The sequence below is a fragment of the Paenibacillus sp. NPDC058898 genome (assembly GCF_049316025.1).
In the GTDB taxonomy this organism is placed as follows: domain Bacteria; phylum Bacillota; class Bacilli; order Paenibacillales; family Paenibacillaceae; genus Paenibacillus_AQ.
Genome location: NZ_JBMOSM010000019.1, coordinates 23,532 through 49,196 on the forward strand (window position 1 = coordinate 23,532; position 25,665 = coordinate 49,196).

The following is a 25,665-nucleotide window of genomic DNA, read 5'->3' on the forward strand; positions in this document are numbered from 1 at the left end:
ATGCTCCCATATGCTCCGATATCCTCTAGAGTGATCTTCTTTACTTTTAAAATAGCTTTCCCTACAATAGATCAGAGAATGTGTGTGGATCAGGGCTTGTTTAAATTTCATGGAGATCGTTCACACTACACTTCGAGTCCACCTAGTTTTGTTATATTGACATGACTTCTTGGATGGTTACAGATAGAGGAGGCTGCAAGCATGGGCTTGTACCATTTAGATGATGAACGGCAGGCAGCCGTGCATAAGATTCGTAAGCGTGTCATTGAAAATATTGGACGGAATATGGATTTGTACGGCATTCCACTCTCAACGGGACATTTATACGGATTGCTTTATTTTGCGGATAAACCGATGAACCTCGATGAAATGGGACAGGAAATGAAGATGAGCAAGACCAGCATGAGTACAGGCGTGCGGACGCTGCTCGATTATAAAATGGTAAACAAGGTGTGGGAGAAGGGTTCCCGCAAGGATTTGTATGAAGTGGAGTATGACTGGTACCAGACCTTCTTGGATTTCTTCGATATTAAATGGCGTAAATCGGTGGAAAGCAACATTTTGGTCCTGCGCAAAGCGCTCGACGAAACGGAGAAGCTCCGTAAAGCGCATGAAGATGACGAAGAGCTGGCAGCGGTGCTGCAAGAGGATCAGGCAAAGATGCGCGAGGCCGTTGCTTACTATAAATGGCTGGAACGATTGATTGATACTTTTGTGGATGGCGATATCTTTAATTATGTGCCAAAAGAGCCGCCAGAGGACAAATCCTGATATTGAAAAATGGGAATTTCCCCAGTATAATGTGGAGTAAGGCAATGCTTACCTAAGAGGTACAACCTGATTTTATCGGGTTGTGCCTTTTTTTGTTATCTGGCATCGCCTAAGGGTGAATCATCGAATGCAAGTGCATAGGGTGCAAAAATAGTCAGGAGGGGTTAGAATGGTCAATATGTCCTCAAGAATGGTAGAAATTGCAGATTTTCCATCGGTTAACTTAAGCAATACCCGAAGTTTGTATGTATACCTTCCACCCAGTTATCATGAGAATACGGAGAAGCATTATGCCGTACTCTATATGCATGACGGGCAGCATGTATTTTCAGCGGATGAGCGAGGCGGCTCGTGGGATATGCATGTCACCGCAGATCGGCTGGTGTCCGAAGGACGGATGCAGGAGATTATCATCGTTGGCATCGCAACGGTTCCTCATCAAAGACTGAATGAATATTTCCATGACAATCCAAGGATGCATCAGGTATTCGATCCCCCGTTTGCCGGCGAACGGTATGAGTTATTTATTATCGAAGAGGTTTTACCATATATCAATGAGAACTTTCGCACGTTGAAGCGTCCGGAGCACACGGCCATGATGGGTTCGTCTGCGGGCGGGATTGTCACCTACAATATCGGCTTTAGAAGGCCGGATGTGTTCGGAAGCATAGCGGTCATGTCACCTTATTTCGTCAAAGCCTATTTTGATGCTCAAGGAGAGCTAAAGGAATATCCTTTTTATGAAAGATACGGTACGCATCCGAATCTTAAGGTATGGCTTGATATGGGCGGCGCGGAAGGGGTCTTCATGGAAAAATACGCACGGGAGGAAGCAGCACGCTTGATCCAAGACGGCTTTGTTCCGGGAGAAGATCTCATGCTGTTTCTTGATCCGGGAGCGGCTCACAGTCAAAGCGACTGGGCAGGCAGAGCGCAAGCGCCGCTGCTGTATTTTTTCGGCGACATTGGAGAACCAACCTCGATTAAGCTGCATGGTGATGGAGTCGTAGGGGTGAAAGGGCCTGTCAAACAATTGAATCCGGTCATTACATACGACAGCGGATTTGTACAAACGTTGATGAACGGAACTTATCATGTTGAGGAGCCGGAATGGCTAACGCTGCTGCCGAACGGAACGCTGAAGCCTAGAATTCCTGGCAGCACCTGGGTTACGCTGCAAATGGGAGGCTTGAGTGCAGATAAAGAGATTACGATCGTGGAAGAGCTGCCTGAGCTTGTGAAAATCGCGATTCAAGTGAAGGTACCGCCTTCCACACCGGTTTCCCCCACAATCTATGCCGGATTTGAGATTCCATACTGCGGAGATGGCCTATATAGAGGAAGTGCGATGGTACCTCATGGTTTGTCTTTTACGTTCAAGGTATCAAGAGGGTTTGGACTGCACGAAAAGATCGGGGATCCTGAAGTGAAACGGCGTTCTTTTACAGCATCGTCCGAGATGGAGCTGTTGTATGAGGTTGAGGACTGGGATACTTGAATTACTAAATTGCATTGAATTGTAATGGAGGATGAATAGGCATGACCATCAGATCAGCAAAACCACAAGATGCAGCTGCAGCGATAAGACTGTTGTACGATGCACTGCATGACGTAGCGCATCAATTAACAGGGGAAGACAGTGAAGAGAAAGTGCTTGAAGTGCTGGAGCAATATTTCCGGGCGGACGAGGGCAGGCTCAGTTACCGACAGGCTGCCGTGAAAGAGATCGACGGCGAGGTGGCTGGCATTATCGTTGCTTACGGCGGTGATCAAGCGGCTGAATTGGATCGTCCGATTCTGGATCGTTTGCGGAAGCTCAAGAATGACCCTTCCGTAGTGCTGGATAAAGAAGCGGACGAGGATGAGTACTATATCGATACGTTATCGGTTTCTCCGCAGTTTGGAGGTAAGGGGATTGGTTCGGCCCTTATACATCACGCGGAGAATCGGGCAAAGGAGCTGGCGTATCGTAAAATTGCTCTTGCCGTGGTGACGGACAATCATCGCGCTCATTCTTTGTACGATAGAAGAGGTTATCAAACAGATAAGGACATCTTGATTAACGGGCATGTTTATTATCATATGGTCAAACCGGTTTAGAAAAAAATAAACAATTTATAAGCCGCCTATTTACAAATGGTAATAGGTGGTTTATTATTGTGTCATATCGATCTAGAAAATTAGAATGATAAATTAAATTAGAATGAACGAAAATAACCGTATGAATTACACAATTAGAATGTCTATTTTAATTTAGAATGGAGTGTTTGCGTCATGGATCAAGATCATAATCAGAGTATCGAAATATCGGTGGAACAAGCGAAGCTGCTCGGCAGCGCTCAGCGGGTGAAGATTCTCGGAACCATGCTGGATATGGCCAAAACTGCCAAACAAGTAGCAGATGAATTGGGAGATTCGCCGGGAAGCATTCACTATCATATTCAGAAGTTATATGATGGTGGATTAATAGATTTGGTGGAGACCCGGACCGTCGGCGGCATCGTAGAGAAATATTATAAATCCAAAGCGAAGTGGTTTAACACCAAGGGAACGCAAATGGTAGACCCGGTTCTTGCCGAAGATTATGCAGCGGCCAGCCGCACAAGGATAAGCCTGAGAATGCAGCTGAACGCCGAGCAATACGAAGAAATGACGAAGGAATTCAGAGAACTGCTCGAAAAATGGGTGACCAAGACCCTTGCGACAAAAGGGGACGACAGCAGGGAATATGCGGTAGGGATCAACGTGGTTTCGACGGAAACGTCCGAATAGGAAGGGGCTTCTTTAGCCCCTTCTCTCCAAAACTACTAAACTTTAAATCAAGGAGTGTTTCTTTCGTGGAAATATTAAAGAATCGCAATTTCCTGCTGTTGTTCGTTGGCCGAATCCTTACGAATATCGGCGATAGCTTGTACGCGGTAGCGGCCATGTGGCTGGTGTACGATCTGGGAGGATCGACGCTGTATACGGGACTTGCCGGATTCCTCTCGATTCTCCCCCGAATCATTCAACTGTTATCCGGTCCGATGATTGACCGCGTTCCTTTACGGGGGCTTCTGGTATACACCCAGTTATTTCAGGCGGTTCTACTGTTGATCGTTCCGCTTGCATTTTATTTCGACTTTCTGACAGTAGGCGTTGTGCTGGCGATTACACCGGTTCTATCCACGCTGAATATGTGGGTATATCCGGCCCAAATGTCGGCCCTTCCTAAAATTCTTGATAAGAAGCAGCTGACGCAAGGAAACTCGCTGTTCTCCTTAGCCTATCAAGGCATCGATGTCGCTTGCAACGCAATATCCGGCGTATTGATTATTGTGCTGGGCGCAGTATCCCTTTACTTATGGAATTCGATCGGATTTTTCATCGGAGCGCTGTTATTCTCGCAACTGAAAATCAAAAAGTCTATCAAAACTTCTGATAACAACGTAAATAAAACATCAACGAATAACACCGCAAATTCAAAATCTATGCGAAATGCCCTTAAAAATTATTGGGCGAACATGAAAGAGGGGCTTCGCTACATCCTGGCAACCCCGCTTGCGCGGGTACAGATGGGGATTATCGTCATCAATGCAGCGGGCGGCGCTACCTTTACGGTTATGCCTGCGTTTGCGGACAGCCTCGGCGGGGCGGGTGTATACGGAGTTCTGCTCATGGCCCAGGCTTGCGGAAGTTTGTTGGGCGCGATTCTGGCTCCGTATTTGAAGCTGGAGCGCCTGCCGCTTGGATATCTTTTTGCCGGAGCATTTTGTTTATCTGGCGCTGCTTGGTGTCTCAGCGTATTTACCCCATGGACATGGCTTGTCGTCCTGGTATACGGCTTGGCATGGTTTCCCGGAGGCATTACGAACGTTATCATCAATTCGGTCATTCAGAAAGCGATACCCGAGAAAAGATTGGGCACGGTGTTCGCGGCAGCTAGCGGACTCAGCGGAATTGCCATGCCGCTTGGCAGCCTAATTGGAGGTGCTCTTGGCGTTGTTGCAGCAAGCTCGTCCGTTATCGCAGGATGCGGAATCGCCGTATTCTGCGTAGGGATCTTCTGGATTTTTGACTCGACCACCCGCAGTCTTCCATCACCTGACAATGTGGATGAGAAATGGTTTGCGCCTTATACGAATGCAACACCTGAAAAATCCATTTCTATGAATACAGCCCCTTAGAGATGGCTAACGTCGATTAGCTTCCATGCTTATACAGAGGGCTGAAGAAGATCGCCCGTACTGGAAACTTCTCAAATAACCGAGCCGAGGATGAATCAGCGATCGACGGATTCATCACGGTTCTTTTTTTCACTTAGACGAAGTGTAAACGCCTGACAAGCACCGCAGCGGTGCTTGTCAGGCTAGTCTGCATAATGTGACCAAGTCCCTCATAGACATGTATCAATCAAGTCAAAACAAGTGTTGAAGGGGATGATGACATGCGCCGGATTTCATGGGTGCTGCTCGCGGTAGTATTATGCTTAACAACAATACTGGCGGGATGCGGGAAGAAGAATGCAGACAGCGTTGTGAAGGATCTGGGCAAGGTGGCTGATAAGCTGGAAAGTGCCAAGGGCGCTTACCAGGGAGCGGGCGTTATGACCATACATACCGGTTCGGCGCCGCAGGAGTATCAGGTTGAGGTATGGTACCAGTCTCCATCTTACTATCGGATCAGCTTAACCAATGGGCAAAAGGATATTACGCAAATCGTGCTTCGCAACGATGATGGCGTGTTCGTTCTGACGCCTAGCTTGAACAAGAGCTTCCGCTTCAAGAGCGACTGGCCGGATAATCAGGGACAGGTATATCTGTACCAAACGCTGCTTAGCAGCATTTTGAGCGACAACACCCGTCAGTTTGCTGAGGATAAGGAAAGTTACGTATTTGATGTGGCTGCCAATTACCACAGCCATTCGTTGATTCGTCAGAAGATTTGGCTCGCCAAGGACAACTACACACCGAAACAGGTACAAGTGTCAGACTCCGAAGCGAAAGTGGTTGTTGAGGTGAAATTCAACACCTTTACCTTCGATACGAACCTGACAAAGGATTCGTTTGATACGAACAAGAATCTAAGTGCGATGAACGATGCGAAGGGGACCATGGCGGAAGTGGACGAGAACGGGGTACCGGTGGCTTCCGGTACGGAAGGTAACGGCACTCAGGGAACCGAAGGTTTGACAGAAGCGGCTTCCGGTCGCGATATGGGATCCTTCGGCATCATCTATCCGGAATATGTGCCTGCAGGGGTCACGAACAAAGACACAATGGAAGTTCCAGAGAACAAGGATCATGCGGTTATTCTGAAGTATGACGGTGTGTACCAATATACGATTATGGAATCCAGACCGGTGGATCGTGCGGTCTCCCTCGTACCGGGCGAGGCGGTGTATATCGATTTCACGACGGTAGGTCTGCTCACCGGCGATCAGCAAAGAACGCTGACCTGGAATTCGGAAGGCGTGGAATACCGAATTACGAGCGCCAATCTGCCTGTCGAAGAAATGAAGAAAGTCGCTGCTTCCATGCAGGGAGAATCGGGTAAATAATACGAAGTAGGCGGATACCGAGCATTGAAGGAGGGCAACATTCCGACAATGAGGCCATTCGCCTCTTTTCCAAATAAAGGAACTTCGTCCGTAGACCTATCGCTATTTCTTGCAGATATTCCGATGTTTCACCAAGTTTCGCCACCCCGGGGGGACCACGAGCCTCATAAATAAGCAGTTTGTCTCAATTGACAGTTGCCCCCCGGAACATTACCATTAATCTATTGCAAAGCATAATGCTTTTTTCAAAATGGTAAGAAGGTGACTGGAATTGCAAGCGATATATCGACCTACCCTGGCGGAGATCAACCTAGACCATCTGCGCGCCAACTATAACGCTTTTCGTGAGGCGCTGCCAAGCCACATGAAATTGCTTGCTTGTGTGAAGGCTAACGCCTATGGTCACGGAGCTGTAGAAGTGGCTCGCGAACTTCAGCAACTGGGGGCGGCTTACTTAAGCGTAGCTTTTCTGGATGAAGCGCTCGAGCTTCGGCAAGGAGGCATCTCTTGCCCAATCCTGGTGCTCGGTTATACACCACCGGAGGCTGTAGAGATCGCTTATGAGCATGATGTGACCATAACCCTGTTCAGTGCGGAAGTGCTCCAAGCGATAAAGGCACTGCCGGTCCAGCCGGAGAAGCCACTCAAGGTACACATCAAGATTGACAGCGGAATGGGTCGTTTGGGCCTGCTTCCAGGCGAAGATGCAATTTCTTTTATAGAAGAAGTATTTTCGCTGCCGCAGGTTGTTGTCGAAGGAATGTTTACCCATTTTGCAAGAGCGGATGAAGAGAACAAAGACTATACGTTGGGACAGTACCGCCGTTTTCAGGGCGTAGCGGACGCTCTTCGGGATAAGGACTACCATATCCCCATCATACATACGGGCAACAGTGCTGCTGCGATTGATACACCTGAATTATCCTATGATATGGTTCGTGTCGGCATCGGCTTGTACGGACTGTATCCTTCGGATGAGGTGAATCGAAAGACAGTGAGCCTCCGCCCTGTCATGACGTTAAAGACAAAGCTTGTCTACGTCAAAAATTTACCTCCGCATTCCGGTATCAGCTACGGGACGAAGTATGTAACGGGGGAGGAAGAGCAAATTGGAACCCTTCCCATCGGTTACGCCGATGGCTTCTCTCGTATGCTGAGCGGTAAAGTGGAAGTACTGATACGCGGCCGCCGCGTCCCTGTAGTCGGAACTATCTGTATGGACCAATGTATGGTATCGCTCAAACCTTTCGCCGATGAGGCGGAACAAATTAAAGCTGGTGAAGAGGTTGTACTCATCGGTCAGCAGTCTGGCGAATGCATTACGGCAGATGAGCTGGCGTCCAAGCTGGGGACGATCCACTACGAGGTCGTCTGCATGATTGCCCACCGGGTACCACGTCAGTATATACGTGATGATATACCCGTGAAGACCGTAAACGCACTCTGGAGCAACCTTTAACAAGTCATGTCACCCTAAGTAATTTATTCAGGAAAGAAGGAATAAGTACAGACCTTCCCGAATTAGGAATATGTCGTTTAAGTCTGTACGAAAGTGTCGATTGTAGTTTATAATGATATGCAGCATACTTGATATACCTTCGGCATATATATTCTTTTGTATAATTTTCCTTGAATAATGTAATACTGGTGCACAGGCGAGAAGGTTGTGGGGGTGTAATAGAGGGTGGCCAATATGCAGAACACCAAACGAATCATGATCAGTTTACCGGATCATCTTTTGCAGGAAGTGGACGGGATCGCTCAGCTGGAAAATTCCAACCGCAGTGAGCTTATTAGGCAAGCCATGAAGTTGTACCTGAATGAACGGAAGAAACGTTACATTCGTGAATCCATGCAGCGGGGTTATATGGAAATGGCCAAAATTAACCTGACCATGGCTTCTGAGGCGTTTCACGCGGAGGAAGATGCAGACAACACTCTAGACCGCTTAGTAAGCGGGGTGTAGACAGTGATCGTTAAACGGGGCGACGTATTTTTTGCGGATTTATCACCTGTTGTCGGTTCTGAGCAGGGCGGCGTAAGGCCGGTCCTTGTCATTCAGAATGATATCGGCAACCGGTTTAGTCCGACTGTGATTGTTGCAGCCATTACGGCACAGATTCAAAAAGCCAAGCTGCCGACTCACGTCGAAATCGACGCGGCGTCGCATGGATTTGACCGGGATTCCGTCATTTTGCTAGAGCAGATCCGGACGATTGATAAGCAGCGGCTAACGGACAAAATCACCCATCTTGATGATGAAATGATGAGTAAGGTGGATGATTCCCTGCAAATAAGTCTGGGCTTGATTGATTTTTGATTCCATTCAAGCACTAACGTTTTCCACATAGAATGTTATGACTAAAAACCCTCAAGGAGTAATTCCTTGAGGGTTTTTATATGGATGGTATGTTTGAAGGCTCGGCAATTGCTGCATGGGACTGGAGATTGGTGGATTACATGTTTGTAGGTATGAGGATGTAGGCCGTAGTGACCGCCGCTGCGATAAACAAAAGGCAGACAACGGACCAGGCAATCGCATGTTTGTCATTCATTTAAGGTGACCCCCCTGATTTTAATGAGGTGTGGATATCCGGCAGCGGCATGTTCGTACAATAAGAATATAAATTAAATCTTAAAATTAGATGAAATTGACATTAAAAGCAGCTTAAAGCCTTACGAAGTGAGTGATGTAGTGGAAATGAGCGCTTAAGTTTGGGATAATAGCAAATATAGTTTCATTGAAGAAAGAGGGATATCATTGTCTGAATTAGAAGCTGTTGTGGAAGTAAATGAGGAACAGATTCGCAAGGAAGAATCGAAACGGATCGTGAAGCAGATCGCGAAGGAGCTTCAATTATCCGAAAAACAGGTGCGCACGACCGTTGAACTTCTGGATGAGGGCAATACCATACCGTTTATTGCGCGTTACCGTAAGGAAATGACAGGCGAACTGGATGAGAACCAATTACGTGATATTGAAGAGCGGACAGGTTATTTGCGCAATTTGGAGGTCCGTAAGCGGGAAGTCATTCGCATCATAGAGGAGCAAGGCAAGCTAACAGAAGATCTGAAGGCGTCGATTACGGCCGCCGTTAAGCTGCAGGAGGTAGAAGATCTTTACCGTCCGTATAAGCAGAAACGTAAAACCCGGGCCAGCGTCGCCAAGGAAAAAGGACTTGAGCCGCTGTCGGAGTGGATATGGTCGCAGCCGAAGCAGGCTGATGTGATGGTTGAGGCAGCCAAGTATGTTGATGAGGAGAAGGGTGTGGCTTCGGCAGAAGAGGCTGTGCAAGGCGCGATGGATATATTGGCCGAAAACATTGCCGATGACGCAACCGTTCGTTCCTGGGTACGCAGATACAGCCTGGACCACGGCATATTGACCTCAGAGGCGAAGGATACCGAAGTGGAATCCGTATACGAGAACTATTACAATTATCGGGAATTGGCAAAGAAAATGCCGCCGCACCGGATTTTGGCCATTAACCGGGGAGAGCGCGAGAATATTCTGAAGGTGGGGCTTGATGTTCCTTCCGATTCCATTCACGCGTATATCGGCAAGCAGGTGCTTAAAGGTCCATCTGCCGTCTCGGATATTCTTACGGCGGTGATCGAGGATTCATACAAGCGTCTTATTGCCCCATCGATTGAACGGGAAGTGCGGGGTGAGCTGACGGAAAAAGGGGAGAACCAGGCAATCTCCATCTTTGCGGGGAACCTGCGCAGCCTGCTGCTGCAGCCGCCGGTGAAAGGTCGCTGTGTGCTGGGCGTGGACCCGGCTTACCGTACCGGTTGTAAGCTTGCGGTGGTCGATGATACAGGCAAGCTGCTAGAGGTAGCTGTAACCTATCCGACGCCGCCGGTCAACAAGAAGCAGGAGGCGGCCGCGAAGATTAAAGAGCTGATTGCAAAATACGGCATCAAGCTAATTGTCATTGGAAACGGTACGGCATCCCGTGAAACGGAGCAATTCGTAGCCGAAGAAGTCATTGCGGAACTTGCTGACCCTGAGCTGGCTTACCTCATCGTCAATGAAGCGGGAGCAAGCGTGTACTCGGCCTCGAAGCTGGCTCAAGAAGAGTTCCCTGATCTGGATGTTGCCGAGCGCAGCGCGGCCTCGATCGCACGCCGTGTGCAGGATCCGCTGGCCGAGCTGGTCAAGATCGATCCGAAATCGATCGGTGTGGGCCAATATCAGCATGACGTCACCCAGAAGCATCTGGAGGAGAGCCTGAAAGCCGTCGTAGAGTCTGCGGTTAACCATGTCGGGGTGGATGTGAATACGGCTTCGCCGTCACTACTCTCCTATGTGGCTGGCATCAATGCCACCATTGCCAAAAATATCGTGAAATACCGGGAAGAGAACGGGAAGTTTGTCAGCCGGAAGCAGCTGCAGAAGGTTCCGCGTCTCGGTGCCAAGACCTATGAACAGTGCGTGGGCTTTATGCGGATATCGGAAGGCGAGAACATACTGGATCGCACCCCGATTCACCCGGAATCCTATGCGGTGGTTGACCGTTTGTTCCAGGAGCTTCAGGTAAGTCTGGACAAGCTCGGCAGCAAGGAGCTCGCTGAACTGCTAGATGCCCAGCAGCCGGAGAACCTTGCCGTGAAGCTGGAGGTTGGTGTACCGACCCTGCGCGATATTCTGGACAGCTTGCAGCGTCCGGGACGCGATCCGCGGGAGGAGCTGCCGCTGCCGATTTTCCGCCAGGACGTGCTGAAGATCGAGGATCTTATGCCGGGAATGGAGCTGCAGGGAACGGTACGCAATGTCATCGATTTTGGCGCCTTTGTGGATATCGGCATCAAGAGCGACGGCCTGGTGCATATTTCCCAGCTGAGCGATGGATTTGTCAAACACCCGATGGATGTTGTCTCTGTGGGGGATAACGTTACCGTGTGGGTGCTGAATGTAGATTTGAAAAAAGGCCGCGTCGGATTGACGATGCGCAAGCCGAAAGATCAGTGATAGGAATTGCAGCGTAATAGAAGAGCCGTATCTCCTTTGGGGAGAAACGGCTCTTTTTTGCATAACTGCCCTGTACTAATAGCTAATGGGGATATGTCCTGGCGATGGGTTTAGCGATGGTTCAGCTTTAGCAGCAGGACGTTTTTATCGTAACTATCGAGACACCAGTGATATTTTGTTAGAATTTTGGGTTCGACTGTGGGAGCAGATACATCGAATTCATGAAAACCAAACTTCTTATAGAAATGCTGCAGCTCTTCAAACGGAATGCAGTATACCGTATCTAGGCCCAATCTTTTTGATTCCTCTACAAGAAACGTGACGATTTCGTGTGCCAGGGACTGTCCTCTAAACTTGTCCAGAATATAAATACCGCCGAGCTCCGCCTCGTGGTCATTAAGTTTAACCAATCGGCCGATCCCTGCGTAGTCGTCTTGCGACATGACGATGGCAATAATTTCATTGTCCAGTGAACTTGGCTGAAAGCCGATTTGTTCGTATTGTTGATTGACCCAAGGCAATTCTGCTTGAGTTACCCTTTTAATGCTCATGACTACTCACCTCAGTTAGTTCGAAATGTATATTGCGTTAGACTGTGCCCAGCATAAACACCCGGCTTAACTCTCGCTGCCCGAAGATTGCTGCTTTTTCTTAGCCCGAAACCGTCTGACCTTCATCAGATTGCCGCACATTTTATCATCGCAATATCGTTTGGAACGGTTTCGCGTGTCGTCGTAATATACCCAGAGGCAATCGGGATTCGTACAGATGCGAAACCGGGATAACTCGCCTTGCTCGATGGCTTGCGCAAAGGAGCCGGCAATCTCGGCAGCCGCGTCTTGCAGGCCAGGTTTTTGCAGGATATAAGCCAGTACAAATTTTTGATCCTCATCTATCTTGAGCTGGCGAATAACGGGTCCGGCAGCCATCCAGCGGTTTAATTCCTCTATCTCCATGGGGGAAGGAGACTCTCCCGCGGCGATGTGTTGAACACACGTCAATAGGAAGGAACGAAGCTGCCTCAGCAGCCCCAGTTCATCCGGGGTCAGCGGAACGGAGATTGGGAGATTGTACTCGTTTATAAAATCGGTGAGCCAATCCTCACGGGCAAGCCGATCCTCGGATCGGCCGCTGCCTCTCCAGTCATGCCATTCGCTGTTTATAAAATCATCCCATAACATGAAGCTCATCCTTTCTCGTCTCATTATTGTAACAAGTTAATATTCATGTTGCTAGTTACTTGTAATGGGGTCTGAAGTGTGTTAATTTTTATGTAACGTCCTATTTTATTTATGATGGTTACAATTATGAGACGGAGGCGATGGTTATGAACATGAAGGAATTGCTGCTCCAAAACTGGGATTATGCGATGGGGCAAGAGGATTGGTATCCGCCGATTCTTCCTGCCTTGAAGGATGTTACGGTTGAGCAGGCTTTGTGGAAACCGGAAGGGCAGGCGGCGAATTCCATATGGGAGAACGTGCAGCATTTGCTGTATTACAAACAGCGTCTGCTCGGAAGATTGGAAGGGACACCGCTCCATAATGAAGGGATTGGTAACGACGAGACGTTTCTCATTCACGAAACAAGTGAGGACGCATGGAATACGGCTCGGGAGCAGCTTCAGGAAGTTCATGCTGCGTTAAGACAGAAGATTGAGGAGATGCCGGAGGTGGAGGTCATCGAATCGCCGCAGCGAATACTTAGTTTAATCATGCATGATGCATATCATACGGGGCAAATTGTTTTTCTCCGGAAGCTGCAGGGGTCCTGGCCAGCTAAACGCAGCGATCTATAAGTGCAAAATCCCACCATTCAGCCATCATAATACAATGCAAAAATAAGCCGGACAGGATGTCCGGCTTATTGTCATACCTATGGATCGGTTGCAGTGCCCTAACGGGCATTCGAATTTTCTTCGCCCGGGGAATTCCGGTAAAAGTACCAGCATTCGTTCAGCAGCTTGATCTGACGTCTGTCCTTTTTGCGAAAAGCGCGTGTCAATTGATTGCAGAGCCATTGCGGCAAGGGTATCTCCTCCTCTTGCTAATTCCATCTGTATGGATAGCATATGGGGAAAAAGCCCAAAGCGTGCAGGTCTACCTCGATTATAACGCTTCTTCCTCGTACCATTGCTCAAGCTGCGCTTGGAGAGCCCGAATTTCGGTAAGCAGCGAGATGAGTGGATATTCCGTTTCCTTAAGGGAAGCAAAAGCTTGCTCAAGCTCATTTATGTATTCCAGACCACCTTGAATGCTCAGCGATTCCTGCAGCAAATCCAGATTGTCGCATTCGGCTACAGCAAGTGGCAGCTGAGGTTTGCCTGCGGCGGTGAGTTTATCGATTTCCTTATTGAGGCGTAAATTTAAAGCACTGAGCTGGTAAGCATAGTCACTGGGCATTTCGACAAATAACAGCTCGTCCTGTCCTTTTAAAATAACGTAGCGCATGTTTGGCATGATTGCAGGTTCTCCCTCCATACTTTCTACTTGACAGTGTAGCCCAGAGAGAAGTTAAAATTCAAGTAGCATTTATAAGGCAAAAGGAAGGAAAGACATGGTGACGATAAACGAGATGAGCAATGAAGAACTGCAGGCATGGGTTGAGAAAGTCTCACTGGAGAGCTTCCGGGTTCCGTTCAGGCACAAGGCGACGTTTAACCGGCGATTGTCCTCAACAGGCGGCCGCTATTTCATGAAAAGCCATCATATCGAGATCAATCCGCATCAGTTGGCTACGCACGGCAGGGAAGAGGTGGAGAAGATCATCAAGCATGAGCTGTGCCATTATCATCTGCATATTGCGGGCAGGGGTTATCGGCATCGGGACGCTGATTTCAAAAACCTGCTGCAAGCCGTTGGAGGGAGCCGTTTCTGCAAGTCCTTGCCGAAGGGCAAGGCTGCGGGCCGTCGGGAGCCGGAACCTTATCGATATAAACTTCGCTGCAGTGCCTGCGGGACGGAATACCTCCGTAAACGGAAGATGAATCCGGCTCGTTATCGGTGTGGAAAGTGCGCCGGACGCCTTACGCTTCTGAAACTTGACTCCCCTATGAAGTCATGATAAATTATTAATATCCAACTTAATGTTCCCTGATAGCTCAGTTGGTAGAGCACTCGACTGTTAATCGAGTTGTCACAGGTTCGAGTCCTGTTCGGGGAGCCATATGGAGAGATACCCAAGTGGCTATAAGGGGACCCTCTGCTAAGGGGTTAGACTGCGTAAGCGGTGCGAGGGTTCGAATCCCTCTCTCTCCGTTGAGCGTTACATCGAAGAAAGCTCCCATCACCAAGTGATCGGGAGCTTTTTTTGCATAGGGATGAGAATCCTTGATAGGGTTCGTCGGAGCATAAGCAGCGTTAGGCATTCTTCGCAGTCTCGACCAAAGAGAGAGTATCCTTCTCTCTTTGGCCTAGCGTAAATGGGGGCAGAGAACAATGAAACAGATAATTGCCATGGGTGGCGGCGGTTTCTCGATGGAACCGGATAATCTGCTGCTTGATCGCTATATTTTGGCACAAGTACCGAAAGAAATGCCTAAGGTGTGTTTTGTTCCGACAGCAAGCGGGGATGCGGATGGTTATATTGAACGTTTCTATCATGCTTTCCGGACACTGCCGTGTACTCCCATTCATCTGTCGCTGTTCCAGCCGAACTTTGCCGATCTTCGGTCTTTTGTACTCGAGAAGGATATCATCTATGTTGGCGGGGGCAATACCCGCAATATGCTGGTCTTGTGGAAGGAATGGGGCCTGGATCAGATACTCCAGGAGGCGTATGAACAGGGTGTCATCTTAACTGGGCTAAGCGCTGGTTCCATTTGCTGGTTTGAGCAAGGGGTGACGGACCCGTTGAACGCGCCTTTGTACAAGCTTGAGGGTTTGGGTATATTACAAGGCAGTCATTGCCCGCATTATGATGGTGAGAGCAAAAGAAGACCTGCCTATCATAAACTTGTGCTTCAAGGTGAAGCACAAGCAGGATATGCAGCTGATGATGGGGTTGCTTTGCATTTTATGGACGGACGGCTGCATAGGATCGTAAGCTCAAGGAAAAATGCACATGCATATCATGTGGGACTCGAAGGAAATCGCGTTCAAGAAGAGAAGTTAACGCCGGATTTTTTAGGCTGATTTATAAGCCGAAAAAGCTCTGAAATTAAATATTAAAATTTACGAAAAAAAAGCTTGCCAGCATTTTTGAAATTATGCTATACTCAATCTTGTCGTCAAGGCGACGTGGTTAAAGTGGCCCGTTGGTCAAGGGGTTAAGACACCTCCCTTTCACGGAGGTAACAGGGGTTCGAATCCCCTACGGGTCACCACTTTCTATATAACCTCGGGATGAGAACCCCGTCGGTTCGTCGGGTCACCACTTTCTTATATGGCAGCCGCACGATTGTCATCGAGAGCCATTAGCTCAGTTGGTAGAGCACCTGACTTTTAATCAGGGTGTCGAAGGTTCGAGCCCTTCATGGCTCACCATTTTTATGAAGTAACGAAATGATGTATCCCTTATATTATGCGGTAGTGGTGGAATGGCAGACACGCTATCTTGAGGGGGTAGTGGGTGTATACCCGTGGAGGTTCGAGTCCTCTCTACCGCATACGAACATTAAGAAAAAGGCTCCGCACTTTGTGCGGGGCTTTTTTTTGCGTTTAAGATATCAGAAAGTATAAACCTCGGAGCATGGCCTACCTAATATCGCAAGAAAAACAACATCTAAACGCGGTCTGTCTTCTCTAGAATGTACGTCGATAGACGTTTTTCTTATATCAAGGTTTACATAGGATTCATCACGGATTTCATCGATTTTCAGTGCGCGTTTATGCAAAACGGGTGTTTCATCTCTGGTCAGAAGTTTAATATCATAACGTGGACGAGCAACAACTTCAAATTACCTATAAGGAGTGATTCAGAATGGCTAATAACAACAATGGAAAGATGAGCCGTGAAGAAGCAGGACGTTTAGGTGGAGAAGCAACTGCGAACAAACATGACAAAGAATTCTACCAAGAAATCGGACGGAAGGGCGGCGAAGCAACTTCCCGTTCCCATGACAAAGACTTTTATCAGGATATCGGTAAAAAAGGCGGAGAATCCACGTCAAACTCTCATGATAAGGAATTTTATCAGGAAATCGGCCAGAAGGGCGGGGAAGCGACTTCCGACTCTCATGGCAGAGAATTCTATGAGGACATCGGACGCAAAGGCGGCGAGGCTACCTCGGATTCCCATGGACGTGAGTTCTATCAAGAGATTGGGCAGCAGGGCGGCGAAGCCAGAAGCGGCAGCGACAGCAACGGGGACGGCAAGATGAGCCGTGAAGAAGCGGGCCGCAAAGGCGGCGAGGCGAGAGCTAGGCAGCGCCAGCGGGGGAACTAATGACAATCCGGTGGATTTGAGATAAAGTTTCCCTCCCTTGAAGGGGACTGAATTGCTCACATGAGAAAGATCCGCCTCATCCACACCATTTGAAAAGCAGCAGCTACGACTCCCTGACAGGGAGCGCGTGGCTGCTTTCTTTTTGCCTTACATCGTCATGCGATAAGGTGGAGAAGAGAAGATCGTGCTGGACTTTTGGGACAGTGTGTGATAATTATATGATAATGATAACCATTCTCATTTAAGGTTGGGGTCTGTACATATGGTAAACCTATCGACGAATAGCAGTAGCAAAAAAGATTCACGTGAATACAGCGGGCTCATGGCCCGTTTATGGAATATGGATATTGTTCATGGACAAGAACTCTCCTTGGAACAGCAGTTAGCAGTGCAGCCAGCCCTGATCATCCCGCTGAGCGGAGAAACCTGTTTACAACAGGCAGAGCAAATCACCCGTATGAATAAGGGATGTGTTTATTTTTGTGCAGCAGGGTCTACTTTCGGAATTACGGGTACCGATCACAAGAGTTCCGAGGAACACGAGCAGGCTTCGGTTGCAATCCTTCATTTTAGTTTCATGGAAGGTGTCTCAGGCTGCGGTCGATTGCATGAGGTGGACGGCGCCACTCTCATACCCTATGACGGCATCTTTGTCATCAGCTCTCCGGACCGCTTGAATCTCGTCTGCAGGTCGATGTATAAGGATTTTCACAGCAAGGAGCCTATGAAGCAGTGGAGGGTTCAGCTGGATTTTCAAGAGCTGCTGTATACGATGATTGCCGAATGCAGCCCATACTCCAAGAATGATAAGCGGCAAGCGCTGGAGCGGGTGAAGGAGTATATCGAGGAGCATTATGATGAAGATTTAACGATTGAACAATTGGCGAACCTCTCCGAGCTGAGTCCTAAATATTTTGTAGAAGTATATAAGAAGACGTATGGGTACAGCGCAATGGATTATTTGGCCCATGTCCGTTTGAACAAGGCGAAGCAGCTGATGCTGGGCTCGGATTCTTTGCTGCGTGAAGTGGCGCATATGGTGGGGTATAAGGATGAATTTTATTTTAGCCGCAAGTTCAAGAAGGCATTCGGGATCTCCCCCTCGGTGTATATGAAGACAAGGAAAAATAAACTGGCGATGTACGGCTCCACAGCCCTCCTGGGTTACACCATGCCGCTGGATTTCACGCCGTATGCGGCTCCCCTCCATCCGAAGTGGTCACAGCATTACTATAACCTTCTTGGGCCGGATATCCCGGTCCATCTGGATGCATACCGCCAGAATCATAACAGATATGCCAATCTGGATAAGCTGGCCTCGGCACGTCCGGAGCTCATCGTCTGCGCACAGGGGGTGGAGGATTGGGAGAAGGAACAGCTTCGGCTGATTGCCCCCCTCTACGAAATGCCGGCAGAGCAGGAAGGGTGGCAGTTTAATCTGCTAGGTCTCGCTAAATTGCTGAACAAGCTGCCTGAAGCAGAGCGATGGATTGAAACGTTTCATCATAAAATATCGACTTACCGTGAGAAGCTCCCCACTGAAATGATGGGTGCACGCACGCTTTTGACTGCACGCCTGCATCAGGATGAACTGATGACTTACAGCCATCCGGGCATGAAGGAACTATTATTTGATTATTTCAATTTTCAGCCGGCGATGCCTATGGATTGGGAGGATGAAGGATGTTTAACGATTAAGCAGATCAAGGAGAGCCGCGCAGACCACATTCTGCTCTTGATCCGTCAGGATTCCGAAACGTTGGCGAATTGGAGAAAACTGCAGGCAACGCCGGAGTGGATGACCATTCCCGCGGTGCGAGAAGGAACGTTCCATCCATTATCCTCTTACCCTTGGCGCGAATACTCTCCCATTGCGATGGAGCAGATGGCGGAAGAGGCCTTCCGGTTGTTTTCCGGAAATTGTCCATGAGGAATCCGGTTATTTGTCCATGGAACTAAGAGAGCAAATCCTATACTATGATCAATAATGATAATCATTATCAATTATTCGAGTGATCATAGATCATGGAAGGGGTATTTGGAGAGAAATGAAACGAATGAAATGGGTTTTGGGGTTATTGCTGGCATTTGCGTTGGTACTGTCCGCTTGCGGTGGAGGTAACGAGGCTAAAGATACAGACGGAGCAAGCACGAATAATGCAGCAGAAAGCACGAATACAGCCGGGGAGGATAACGCTGCGAAAGAAGAAGCGACCCCCGCATCGTCCGATACTAAAGTTGTGAAATACCTCGATCAGGAATATACGCTTCCGGCGAAAACGGAGCGCATCGTCATCACGGGTGCGGTCGAAGCCATGGAGGATGCCATTGTGTTGGAAGTGAACCCGGTTGGAGCGATCACCTTCTCGGGTAAATTCCCGCCGATGTTTGAGTCGATCACGAAGGACGCCCAGTCGATTGGTGAGAAAATGGAGCCGAATTTCGAAACGATCCTGTCTTTGAAGCCGGATGTGATTTTGGCATCGTCCAAAGCCAAGCCTGAAGTCATTGAACAGTTGAACAAAATTGCTCCCACGATTCCGTACTCCCATATCTCGACCAACTGGGAGAGCAACCTGAAATTGCTCGGCGAGTTAAGCGGCAAACAGGAACAAGCGGAACAGGAAATCGCGAAATATAAAGAGGACTTGGAAAAAGTCAAAGCGACGATTGGAGATAGCCTGAAGGACAAGAAAGTTCTGGCGCTTCGGATTCGTGCAGGTGAGATGTACATCTATCCGGCAGGGGTGTTCTTTAACCCGGTATTGTATGAGGATTTGGGGATTGAAGTACCGGCTGAAGTAGCCGCAGCCAAAGCACAGGAACTGATCTCGAAAGAGAAGATTGCAGAGATGAATCCGGATTACGTATTTGTCCAATTCTCGCCAGATGAGAATAAAGATACGCCGAATGCTTTGGAAGAACTGCAGAATGATCCAATCATGAAGAACTTGAATGCATTCAAGAACGGCACCGCTTTTGTCAACGTGGTGGATCCACTCGCTCAAGGCGGAACTGCGTACAGCAAAATCGAGTTTCTGAAAGCTGCGGTCGAAAGCCTGACAAAGTAACATCAAACATTTCAGTATAAACCTATAAGGCGTGTTGTTCATGGGGTTCAAAAAATCACTGCCGGCTGTCATCCTTGTGATGGCCCCGGCAGTCTGTTTATTGCTCATAGCGGCCTCCATCCTGTATGGAGCCAAGAATATTACGATGGATACCGTTTGGGATTCCATCTTTGCTTTTGATTCGGAGAACATCGATCACCAGATCATTGTGAGTTCTCGATTGCCAAGAGTCGTTGGCGCAATGCTCATCGGCGCTTTTTTCGCGGTATCAGGTGCGTTAATGCAAGGAATGACAAGGAACTATTTGGCGTCCCCATCCATCATGGGGGTATCCGACGGTTCGGTGTTCGCGGTGACACTGTTCATGGTATTTATCCCGAACGCCAGCTCCAATATGTACATTGTCAGTTCGTTGATCGGCTCCGCCATCGGAGCAGCCGTCGTGTTCGGCTTGGCATGGCTTATTCCTGGCGGACTCAGTCCGGTTCGACTGGCTATACTCGGAACCGTAATCGGGACGTTTCTTAACGGTACCGCAGAGGCATTGGCGGCCTATTTTCAAATATCACAAAATATCAGCTTCTGGTACAATGCCAGATTGCACGCAATGGACCCGGAACTAATCAAACTGAGCATTCCGTTTGCTATCGTTGGTTTATGCCTTGCCGTCGTTTTGTCCAAATCGATCACGCTGCTGTCGCTCGGGGACGAGACGGCCAAGGGGCTCGGTGTGAATACATGGCTGATCAAAGCCCTTGCGATGCTGGCTGTTGTTATTCTGACCGGCGTATCTGTTGCGCTGGCGGGTAAGGTTGCTTTTGTAGGTTTAATTATTCCTCATATTGCTCGTTTCCTGTCCGGCTCGGATTATCGATGGATCGTACCGGTGTCGGGCGTGCTTGGTGGCATGTTTCTGGCATTATGCGATATTCTCGCACGGTTTGTGAATGATCCGTTTGAGACGCCAGTGGGTGTTATTACTTCGTTGATCGGCGTTCCTTTCTTCCTTTATTTGATCAAGACGAGGGGAGGGGCTCAGCGTGCGTAACACCTACTATCGATTCCCGATTGTTCTTACTGGAGGAATCTTGGTTGTATTGACTGCCGTATATTTGAGTCTGACTAACGGAACGTTTGATATGTCCATAAAGGAAGTATTTCAGACACTGCTGCGGCTGAGTCCCAATTCCGATTTTGATCTCGTCGTGTTTGAATTCAGGTTGCCGCGTATTGTGCTTGGCGCTCTCGTCGGGTTTGCGCTGGGTATGGCCGGTGCCGTTATCCAGGGGGTTACCCGCAACGGACTCGCGGATCCGGGCATTCTCGGCATCAATGCAGGTGCAGGCATGGCGGTTGTGTTGTTTATGTTCTTGCTGCAAGGACAGATCACGATGACCGGCTGGCTCGGGGTTATGATGATGCCGATGTTCGGTATCGCTGGCGGCTTGGCGGCGACTACGGCCATATTTATGTTCGCGAGAGAAAACGGAAAGCTGGATCCGCAGCGGCTAATTCTTGTGGGAATAGCGATTGCCTCCGGCTTCGGGGCTATTACGATGTTCCTCTCGTTGAAAATGAATCCATCGGATTACGAGATGGCCGTAGCTTGGCTGGCCGGCAGCCTTCACAGCGCCAACTGGAAGTTCGTGGTCACGATGCTTCCTTGGCTCATTATGCTGCCGCCTATCATTTGGCTCCGCTCTCAAGTGCTCGACTTGTTCCAGCTGAGCGAGGAAAGCGTGAAGAGTGTCGGGGTATCCGTCGAGCGTGAGAAAAAGGTATTGCTTCTATGCAGCATCGGTTTGGTCAGTGCGAGCGTTGCCGTATCCGGCAGCATTGGGTTTGTCGGTCTGATCGCTCCGCATCTGGCGAGGCAGCTGGTTGGGCTGCGGCACAGGCATATCCTCCCGATCAGCGGTATAGCAGGTATGGCGATTGTGGTCATAGGCGATTTCATCGGCAGAACGATATTCGCTCCGGCCGAGCTGGCTGCAGGCATTGTGGTGTCCGTCATCGGGGTTCCGTATTTTGTCTATCTATTAATTCGCATGAGAAAATAAAAGCAGCTTTCGGGAGGATCACATGAATCGTTATCAACAGCTGGTGGTTGAGGACAGGGAACTCACACTGTATTTACCTCCTTCTTATCATGAGTCGGATCGTTCCTATCCTGTTGCCTATGTACAGGATCAAGGAGATATGTTTACGGACTGCCTCAACTATCTGCATCATCTGTTTGCAGCAAGCCAACTGGTCGAGGTCATCCTGGTTGGCATATCGTCTACGAACCGGAATCGTGAGTATACGCCTTGGCCGGCTGAGCCGCTGTTGAAGGGCAATCCTCCTTTCGGCGGGGAGGGCAGAGCTTATGTCGATGAGGTTGCGGATGTCATCAAGGCGTACATAGACAGACAGTACCGTACACTCGCAGCACCCGAGCATACCGCTATCATTGGCGGTTCCTTTGGCGGTTTGATCTCGATGTTCGCGGGATATTGGCGTGCCGAGACCTTTGGACGGATCGGGATGCTGTCGGCTTCGTTATGGTATGACGGGGTTATGGATTACATCAGACAGGAGGGAGAATTGCCTGCCGGACTGAGGGTGTATATGTCTGTTGGACAGTTGGAAGGTGCGTACAAGGAAAATGCGCAGAAACATATGTTTTCGAATAACGTCGAGGCCCATCGGTTCTGGATCGAACAAGGGGTGAACCCCGAGCGGATCCAGCTGGCGGTAGATCCTGATGGAACCCATGATCCCATTTTTATGGCCAGAAGATTTCCGGATGCGCTGCGGTGGTTGTTCGTCAAGGAAGAAGATGACCAAGAATCCGAGATGGCGCGTTCTCAGCATGAAGGTAAGGATCATCACGAAAAACACGAAAAGGATGAAGAGCGCGATAACCGCGATGACCATAACAATAACCTCGAAAAGGATTCTTTGTTTTGCATACCGGGAACGGTGACATGGTCCATGCAATCCAACGTCACAGGCCGTGAATACCGTATTTTTATTGCCGAACCGATGGGACCGCCACCCGAAGGAGGTTATCCTGTGTTATATTCGCTGGATGCCAATGCGACCTTTGGATCGCTTGCGGAGGCAATCCGAGTGCAATCCCGGACGCCCCGTGGCATTCCCTCGGTGCTTATTGTTGGGATCGGCTTTGACAGCGACAGTCCCATTGTGAGCAGCGAGCGTTTTTATAACTTTACTGAATATGCTGAAGACCATGAACTGCCGGTCCGTCCTAACGGATTGGATTGGCCGAAAACAGGCGGCGTTGAAGCATTCCTTACGTTTATCGAGTTTCAGCTGAAGCCGGCCGTAGAGCGTCAATACGCGGTGAACCGTTCGAAGCAGGCGTTGTTCGGGCACTCGCTCGGTGGTTTTTTCACCTTGTATACATTATTCACCAGACCGGAAGCCTTTTCGCGGTATATTGCGGCCTGTCCCTCGGTGTGGTGGAAGAACTACGTATTGTACAAGCGATGGGAAGAGGGAAAAATCCGTTTACAGCAGAGTGGACAGCGCAAAGAGCTGCGTCTGTACGTGGGAGCCGAGGAGAAGCCGTCCATGGTGCAAGACGCCAGGGAACTCTATGCATTCCTCAAAGGACATAATGAGGTGCTGGAGACTACGTTTCATGAAATTGAGGGAGAAGGCCACGTCTCGGTGCTGCCAGCTCTGATAAGCCCTCTGCTTCGTTTTGTAAACGCGTAATATGAGAATGATGCCTTAAGCATAAATAAGCAGCTTCATATCCTAAAGCCGGATAATGAAGCTGCTTATTCAGTGTTGTTGCATGTAGGCAGAGAGTTAATCCAGTAATTCCGGATCATCAAGGATGGAAGAGTACTTCGGGTATAATCTGCGAATGCAACCCGGACAGATATCGTGGGTGAATTCAATAGGGAGGCGGCTCTCCAAATAGCTCTCCACAGGTTCCCACTCTTGCCCGTGGTGAACGTATTTGCATACGGCGCAGATCGGAATATGCCCGGGAAGGGGAAAGCTGTGAGCCAGCGCTTGTTCCAGCAGCAGTTCCTTGCGTTTGAACTTCGTAATATCCGTAAATAATATCATAGCTCCGTGAATACGGCTGTCCTTGTTGATAAGCAGCGGCAGTACCTCACATAAAACCCAAATCTCTTGGCCGTTCCATTGCACCGCATATTCAAAGGAATAATCAGACAGCTTACCCAACATAACATCTCTTACGGAGGGCACATCCAACTCATGGAAAAAATGATCAAATGAAGCCAAACTCAAGGGCCGGGAAGCGATATTAAAAAAAGATGCCCCCTCCCACCCAAACTCAGCGGAAACACCATATCTTTCGGCCATGGTAATGAGTGGATCGTTAATTTTGTCTATGATGCCATCCGGGGTAAGGATCATCAGTCCTTTATTCAAGGAATGAACCGCATTATTCCAGGATGTGATCATGGTATCGTAGGGCAAATGACTCGCTCCTCATACTAAATAGACTCATGACTAAAAGATACAACGTTCCATGAGTACTATGGTATAATTTAGGCAATATATGTTGATTATACACTTAATTAAGTGGTTTTGCAAGAGAAAAATACGTACATAAGTAATTTTCTTTCAAAGAGAATTAGGAAGGCGGTTGTTTGATGCAGTCTATTTACCAACGAATCGAACATCTCATAGAAAGCCGAGGCATGACCAAGAAGGCGTTTTGTGAAACCCTCGGGATCAGCACAGGGAATTTTGGTGATTGGAAGAGGGGGAAAACAACGCCGAGCACGAATAAATTAATTGAGATAGCAGCATTCTTTTCCGTAAGCTTGGATTGGTTGATTATTGGCAAGGGCAACCCTACCCGAGTCAGGGAAGCGCGTGGAGAGTATGGAGTGGACTCGGAATCTTCCGATCTTCCCTTAATGTCCGGATTGGCAGAGAATGAGAAGGAGTTTATCCGTGAATATATTGAGTTTTCAGCCTACCGGAAGGAAAAGCGAAACGACTAGAACTAGCTGCTCTTGCGCCTAAGCCAATGACCCATAATTTGGTTCTTTACTTTTGTATGATGGAACAGTATAATAGGGAATGTTCGCTACAGAACATCCCTTATAACATGCGGTAGTGGTGGAATGGCAGACACGCTATCTTGAGGGGGTAGTGGGTGTATACCCGTGGAGGTTCGAGTCCTCTCTACCGCATACTTTATGAAGAAGCTGTTTATCAAGAGGAACTCTTCCTTTGATAAACAGCTTTTTTGTTTGCCTTTCCCGAGCTGGGAATATGCTGTTTCTTTTGCGAGTTGCCCTATTTATCGTTTCAATTTGTGCTGCAAGTTTAAAGAATACATGTAGAGACCATAATAGGGCATGAAGGAGATGAACGAGCATGAAACCATTATACACAGCAGATGTAAAAGTCATTGGAGGGCGTGAAGGCTCTGTTGAATCTACGGATGGGGTTCTTAATCACAAATTAAGCATGCCGAAGGAGCTTGGAGGACCGGGCGGTAACGGAACCAATCCGGAGCAGCTGTTTGCGGCCGGCTATGGCGCCTGTTACGAAAGCGCTCTGGCTAATATCGCCCGTAAAGAGGGCGTCGAGCTCAAGGACGTTGTGATACACTCCCAGGTTATGATCGGAAAGGACGAAGGCGCTGACGGCTTTAAGCTTGCAGTGAAGCTAAAGATCGAAATGCCGGGTATCGAACGAAGCCAGGCGGAGGATCTCGCGAAGAAAGCGCACGCGTTTTGTCCGTATTCCAAAGCAACCCGGGGCAACATCGACGTGGAGTTAAGCGTAAGCTGACCATAAAGGAAGGAATTCGGGTGGCTCTCTGACAATGGAGGGTCATCTTTTTTTGTCGACTTATGAAGCTGAATATGAAACTTTTTACATGATACGCCGTATTTCAGTTAAAGCTATGAAATGGA

General features: G+C 48.7%; 26 protein-coding genes and 6 tRNA genes. 27 read left to right on the top strand and 5 right to left on the bottom strand.

Annotation, left to right across the window (positions count from 1 at the left end; translation table 11 throughout):
• The first annotated feature begins 201 nt into the window (after window positions 1-201).
• The 10 genes from ACOZB4_RS30485 (at window position 202) to ACOZB4_RS30530 (ending at window position 11,285) form a co-directional block, all read left to right on the top strand.
• A complete protein-coding gene (locus ACOZB4_RS30485) occupies window positions 202-771 on the top strand; it encodes a GbsR/MarR family transcriptional regulator (protein ID WP_339267776.1) in 570 nt (189 codons plus the stop codon).
• Window positions 772-940: 169 nt separating this feature from the next.
• Complete coding sequence (locus ACOZB4_RS30490; protein ID WP_379416477.1) at window positions 941-2,269, top strand: alpha/beta hydrolase; 1,329 nt, start codon at window positions 941-943, stop codon at window positions 2,267-2,269.
• A 41-nt stretch (window positions 2,270-2,310) separates the two neighbouring features.
• Window positions 2,311-2,871, top strand: a complete 561-nt coding sequence (locus ACOZB4_RS30495; protein WP_379416475.1) for a GNAT family N-acetyltransferase — start codon at window positions 2,311-2,313, stop codon at window positions 2,869-2,871.
• Between the two features lie 174 nt (window positions 2,872-3,045).
• Entirely contained in the window at window positions 3,046-3,543 is a 498-nt protein-coding gene (locus ACOZB4_RS30500; RefSeq protein WP_379416473.1) for a helix-turn-helix domain-containing protein, read from the top strand.
• A gap of 65 nt (window positions 3,544-3,608) precedes the next feature.
• Entirely contained in the window at window positions 3,609-4,937 is a 1,329-nt protein-coding gene (locus tag ACOZB4_RS30505) for an MFS transporter (RefSeq protein WP_379416471.1), read from the top strand.
• Between the two features lie 260 nt (window positions 4,938-5,197).
• Window positions 5,198-6,310: an outer membrane lipoprotein-sorting protein gene (locus tag ACOZB4_RS30510; RefSeq protein WP_076324675.1), complete on the top strand. Its 1,113-nt coding sequence runs from the start codon at window positions 5,198-5,200 to the stop codon at window positions 6,308-6,310.
• Window positions 6,311-6,581: 271 nt separating this feature from the next.
• Window positions 6,582-7,769, top strand: coding sequence for an alanine racemase (gene alr / locus ACOZB4_RS30515; RefSeq protein WP_076324674.1), 1,188 nt, complete (start codon window positions 6,582-6,584; stop codon window positions 7,767-7,769).
• A gap of 225 nt (window positions 7,770-7,994) precedes the next feature.
• Window positions 7,995-8,276, top strand: a complete 282-nt coding sequence (locus ACOZB4_RS30520) for a CopG family ribbon-helix-helix protein (RefSeq protein ID WP_028406492.1) — start codon at window positions 7,995-7,997, stop codon at window positions 8,274-8,276.
• A 3-nt stretch (window positions 8,277-8,279) separates the two neighbouring features.
• The gene (locus ACOZB4_RS30525; protein ID WP_006212388.1) at window positions 8,280-8,630 is read left to right on the top strand and encodes a type II toxin-antitoxin system PemK/MazF family toxin; all 351 of its coding nucleotides are present in this window, start codon (window positions 8,280-8,282) and stop codon (window positions 8,628-8,630) included.
• Window positions 8,631-9,071: 441 nt separating this feature from the next.
• Complete coding sequence (locus tag ACOZB4_RS30530; RefSeq protein WP_379416263.1) at window positions 9,072-11,285, top strand: Tex family protein; 2,214 nt, start codon at window positions 9,072-9,074, stop codon at window positions 11,283-11,285.
• A 110-nt stretch (window positions 11,286-11,395) separates the two neighbouring features.
• Here ACOZB4_RS30530 and ACOZB4_RS30535 read toward each other — a convergent pair whose 3' ends face one another.
• Both ACOZB4_RS30535 and ACOZB4_RS30540 read right to left on the bottom strand, forming a co-directional pair.
• On the bottom strand, window positions 11,396-11,836 hold the full coding sequence (locus ACOZB4_RS30535; RefSeq protein ID WP_379416265.1) for a GNAT family N-acetyltransferase: 441 nt from the start codon (window positions 11,834-11,836) through the stop codon (window positions 11,396-11,398).
• Between the two features lie 66 nt (window positions 11,837-11,902).
• Window positions 11,903-12,466: a CGNR zinc finger domain-containing protein gene (locus tag ACOZB4_RS30540; RefSeq protein WP_379416268.1), complete on the bottom strand. Its 564-nt coding sequence runs from the start codon at window positions 12,464-12,466 to the stop codon at window positions 11,903-11,905.
• 146 nt (window positions 12,467-12,612) lie between these two features.
• On the opposite strand from ACOZB4_RS30540, the gene ACOZB4_RS30545 reads away from it, so the two are divergent.
• Window positions 12,613-13,083 carry a DinB family protein gene (locus ACOZB4_RS30545; protein ID WP_379416270.1) on the top strand — a complete coding sequence of 157 codons (471 nt, stop codon included), beginning with the start codon at window positions 12,613-12,615 and terminating at the stop codon, window positions 13,081-13,083.
• 98 nt (window positions 13,084-13,181) lie between these two features.
• Here the strand turns inward: ACOZB4_RS30545 and cmpA are convergent, their stop codons facing one another.
• A complete protein-coding gene (gene cmpA, locus ACOZB4_RS30550) occupies window positions 13,182-13,313 on the bottom strand; it encodes a cortex morphogenetic protein CmpA (protein ID WP_015737250.1) in 132 nt (43 codons plus the stop codon).
• Window positions 13,314-13,393: 80 nt separating this feature from the next.
• Window positions 13,394-13,744 (bottom strand): hydrolase/acyltransferase, encoded by a 351-nt coding sequence (locus ACOZB4_RS30555; RefSeq protein WP_071222576.1) that lies wholly within the window; start codon window positions 13,742-13,744, stop codon window positions 13,394-13,396.
• 97 nt (window positions 13,745-13,841) lie between these two features.
• Here ACOZB4_RS30555 and ACOZB4_RS30560 point away from each other — a divergent pair, with 97 nt between their 5' ends.
• The 13 genes from ACOZB4_RS30560 to ACOZB4_RS30620 all read left to right on the top strand — a co-directional run bounded on the left by ACOZB4_RS30560 (window position 13,842) and on the right by ACOZB4_RS30620 (window position 23,467).
• On the top strand, window positions 13,842-14,348 hold the full coding sequence (locus ACOZB4_RS30560; RefSeq protein ID WP_379416273.1) for a SprT family protein: 507 nt from the start codon (window positions 13,842-13,844) through the stop codon (window positions 14,346-14,348).
• A 26-nt stretch (window positions 14,349-14,374) separates the two neighbouring features.
• Window positions 14,375-14,450: transfer RNA gene (locus tag ACOZB4_RS30565), tRNA-Asn, on the top strand.
• A gap of 3 nt (window positions 14,451-14,453) precedes the next feature.
• A tRNA-Ser gene (locus ACOZB4_RS30570) sits at window positions 14,454-14,542 on the top strand.
• 180 nt (window positions 14,543-14,722) lie between these two features.
• Entirely contained in the window at window positions 14,723-15,418 is a 696-nt protein-coding gene (locus tag ACOZB4_RS30575; RefSeq protein WP_339291737.1) for a peptidase E, read from the top strand.
• A gap of 116 nt (window positions 15,419-15,534) precedes the next feature.
• Window positions 15,535-15,609 (top strand) — tRNA-Glu (locus tag ACOZB4_RS30580).
• Window positions 15,610-15,693: 84 nt separating this feature from the next.
• Window positions 15,694-15,769: transfer RNA gene (locus ACOZB4_RS30585), tRNA-Lys, on the top strand.
• A 39-nt stretch (window positions 15,770-15,808) separates the two neighbouring features.
• Window positions 15,809-15,891: transfer RNA gene (locus ACOZB4_RS30590), tRNA-Leu, on the top strand.
• A 314-nt stretch (window positions 15,892-16,205) separates the two neighbouring features.
• On the top strand, window positions 16,206-16,670 hold the full coding sequence (locus ACOZB4_RS30595) for a KGG domain-containing protein (protein WP_076324669.1): 465 nt from the start codon (window positions 16,206-16,208) through the stop codon (window positions 16,668-16,670).
• Window positions 16,671-17,010: 340 nt separating this feature from the next.
• A complete protein-coding gene (locus ACOZB4_RS30600) occupies window positions 17,011-18,600 on the top strand; it encodes an AraC family transcriptional regulator (protein ID WP_379416276.1) in 1,590 nt (529 codons plus the stop codon).
• A gap of 118 nt (window positions 18,601-18,718) precedes the next feature.
• Window positions 18,719-19,741 (top strand): ABC transporter substrate-binding protein, encoded by a 1,023-nt coding sequence (locus ACOZB4_RS30605; RefSeq protein WP_213643366.1) that lies wholly within the window; start codon window positions 18,719-18,721, stop codon window positions 19,739-19,741.
• 40 nt (window positions 19,742-19,781) lie between these two features.
• Window positions 19,782-20,789, top strand: a complete 1,008-nt coding sequence (locus ACOZB4_RS30610) for a FecCD family ABC transporter permease (protein ID WP_379416280.1) — start codon at window positions 19,782-19,784, stop codon at window positions 20,787-20,789.
• Window positions 20,782-21,801: a FecCD family ABC transporter permease gene (locus tag ACOZB4_RS30615; protein ID WP_379416282.1), complete on the top strand. Its 1,020-nt coding sequence runs from the start codon at window positions 20,782-20,784 to the stop codon at window positions 21,799-21,801. The genes ACOZB4_RS30610 and ACOZB4_RS30615 overlap by 8 nt, the downstream gene beginning before the upstream one ends.
• Window positions 21,802-21,823: 22 nt before the next feature.
• Window positions 21,824-23,467 (top strand): alpha/beta hydrolase, encoded by a 1,644-nt coding sequence (locus ACOZB4_RS30620; protein ID WP_379416284.1) that lies wholly within the window; start codon window positions 21,824-21,826, stop codon window positions 23,465-23,467.
• A 96-nt stretch (window positions 23,468-23,563) separates the two neighbouring features.
• Here ACOZB4_RS30620 and ACOZB4_RS30625 read toward each other — a convergent pair whose 3' ends face one another.
• Window positions 23,564-24,208, bottom strand: a complete 645-nt coding sequence (locus ACOZB4_RS30625) for a hypothetical protein (protein ID WP_379416286.1) — start codon at window positions 24,206-24,208, stop codon at window positions 23,564-23,566.
• A 176-nt stretch (window positions 24,209-24,384) separates the two neighbouring features.
• Between ACOZB4_RS30625 and ACOZB4_RS30630 the strand changes: the two genes are divergently transcribed.
• The 3 genes from ACOZB4_RS30630 to ACOZB4_RS30640 all read left to right on the top strand — a co-directional run bounded on the left by ACOZB4_RS30630 (window position 24,385) and on the right by ACOZB4_RS30640 (window position 25,540).
• On the top strand, window positions 24,385-24,741 hold the full coding sequence (locus ACOZB4_RS30630; RefSeq protein ID WP_076324662.1) for a helix-turn-helix domain-containing protein: 357 nt from the start codon (window positions 24,385-24,387) through the stop codon (window positions 24,739-24,741).
• A 109-nt stretch (window positions 24,742-24,850) separates the two neighbouring features.
• Window positions 24,851-24,933: transfer RNA gene (locus ACOZB4_RS30635), tRNA-Leu, on the top strand.
• A gap of 187 nt (window positions 24,934-25,120) precedes the next feature.
• Entirely contained in the window at window positions 25,121-25,540 is a 420-nt protein-coding gene (locus ACOZB4_RS30640; RefSeq protein WP_076324661.1) for an Ohr family peroxiredoxin, read from the top strand.
• Window positions 25,541-25,665: the final 125 nt, after the last annotated feature.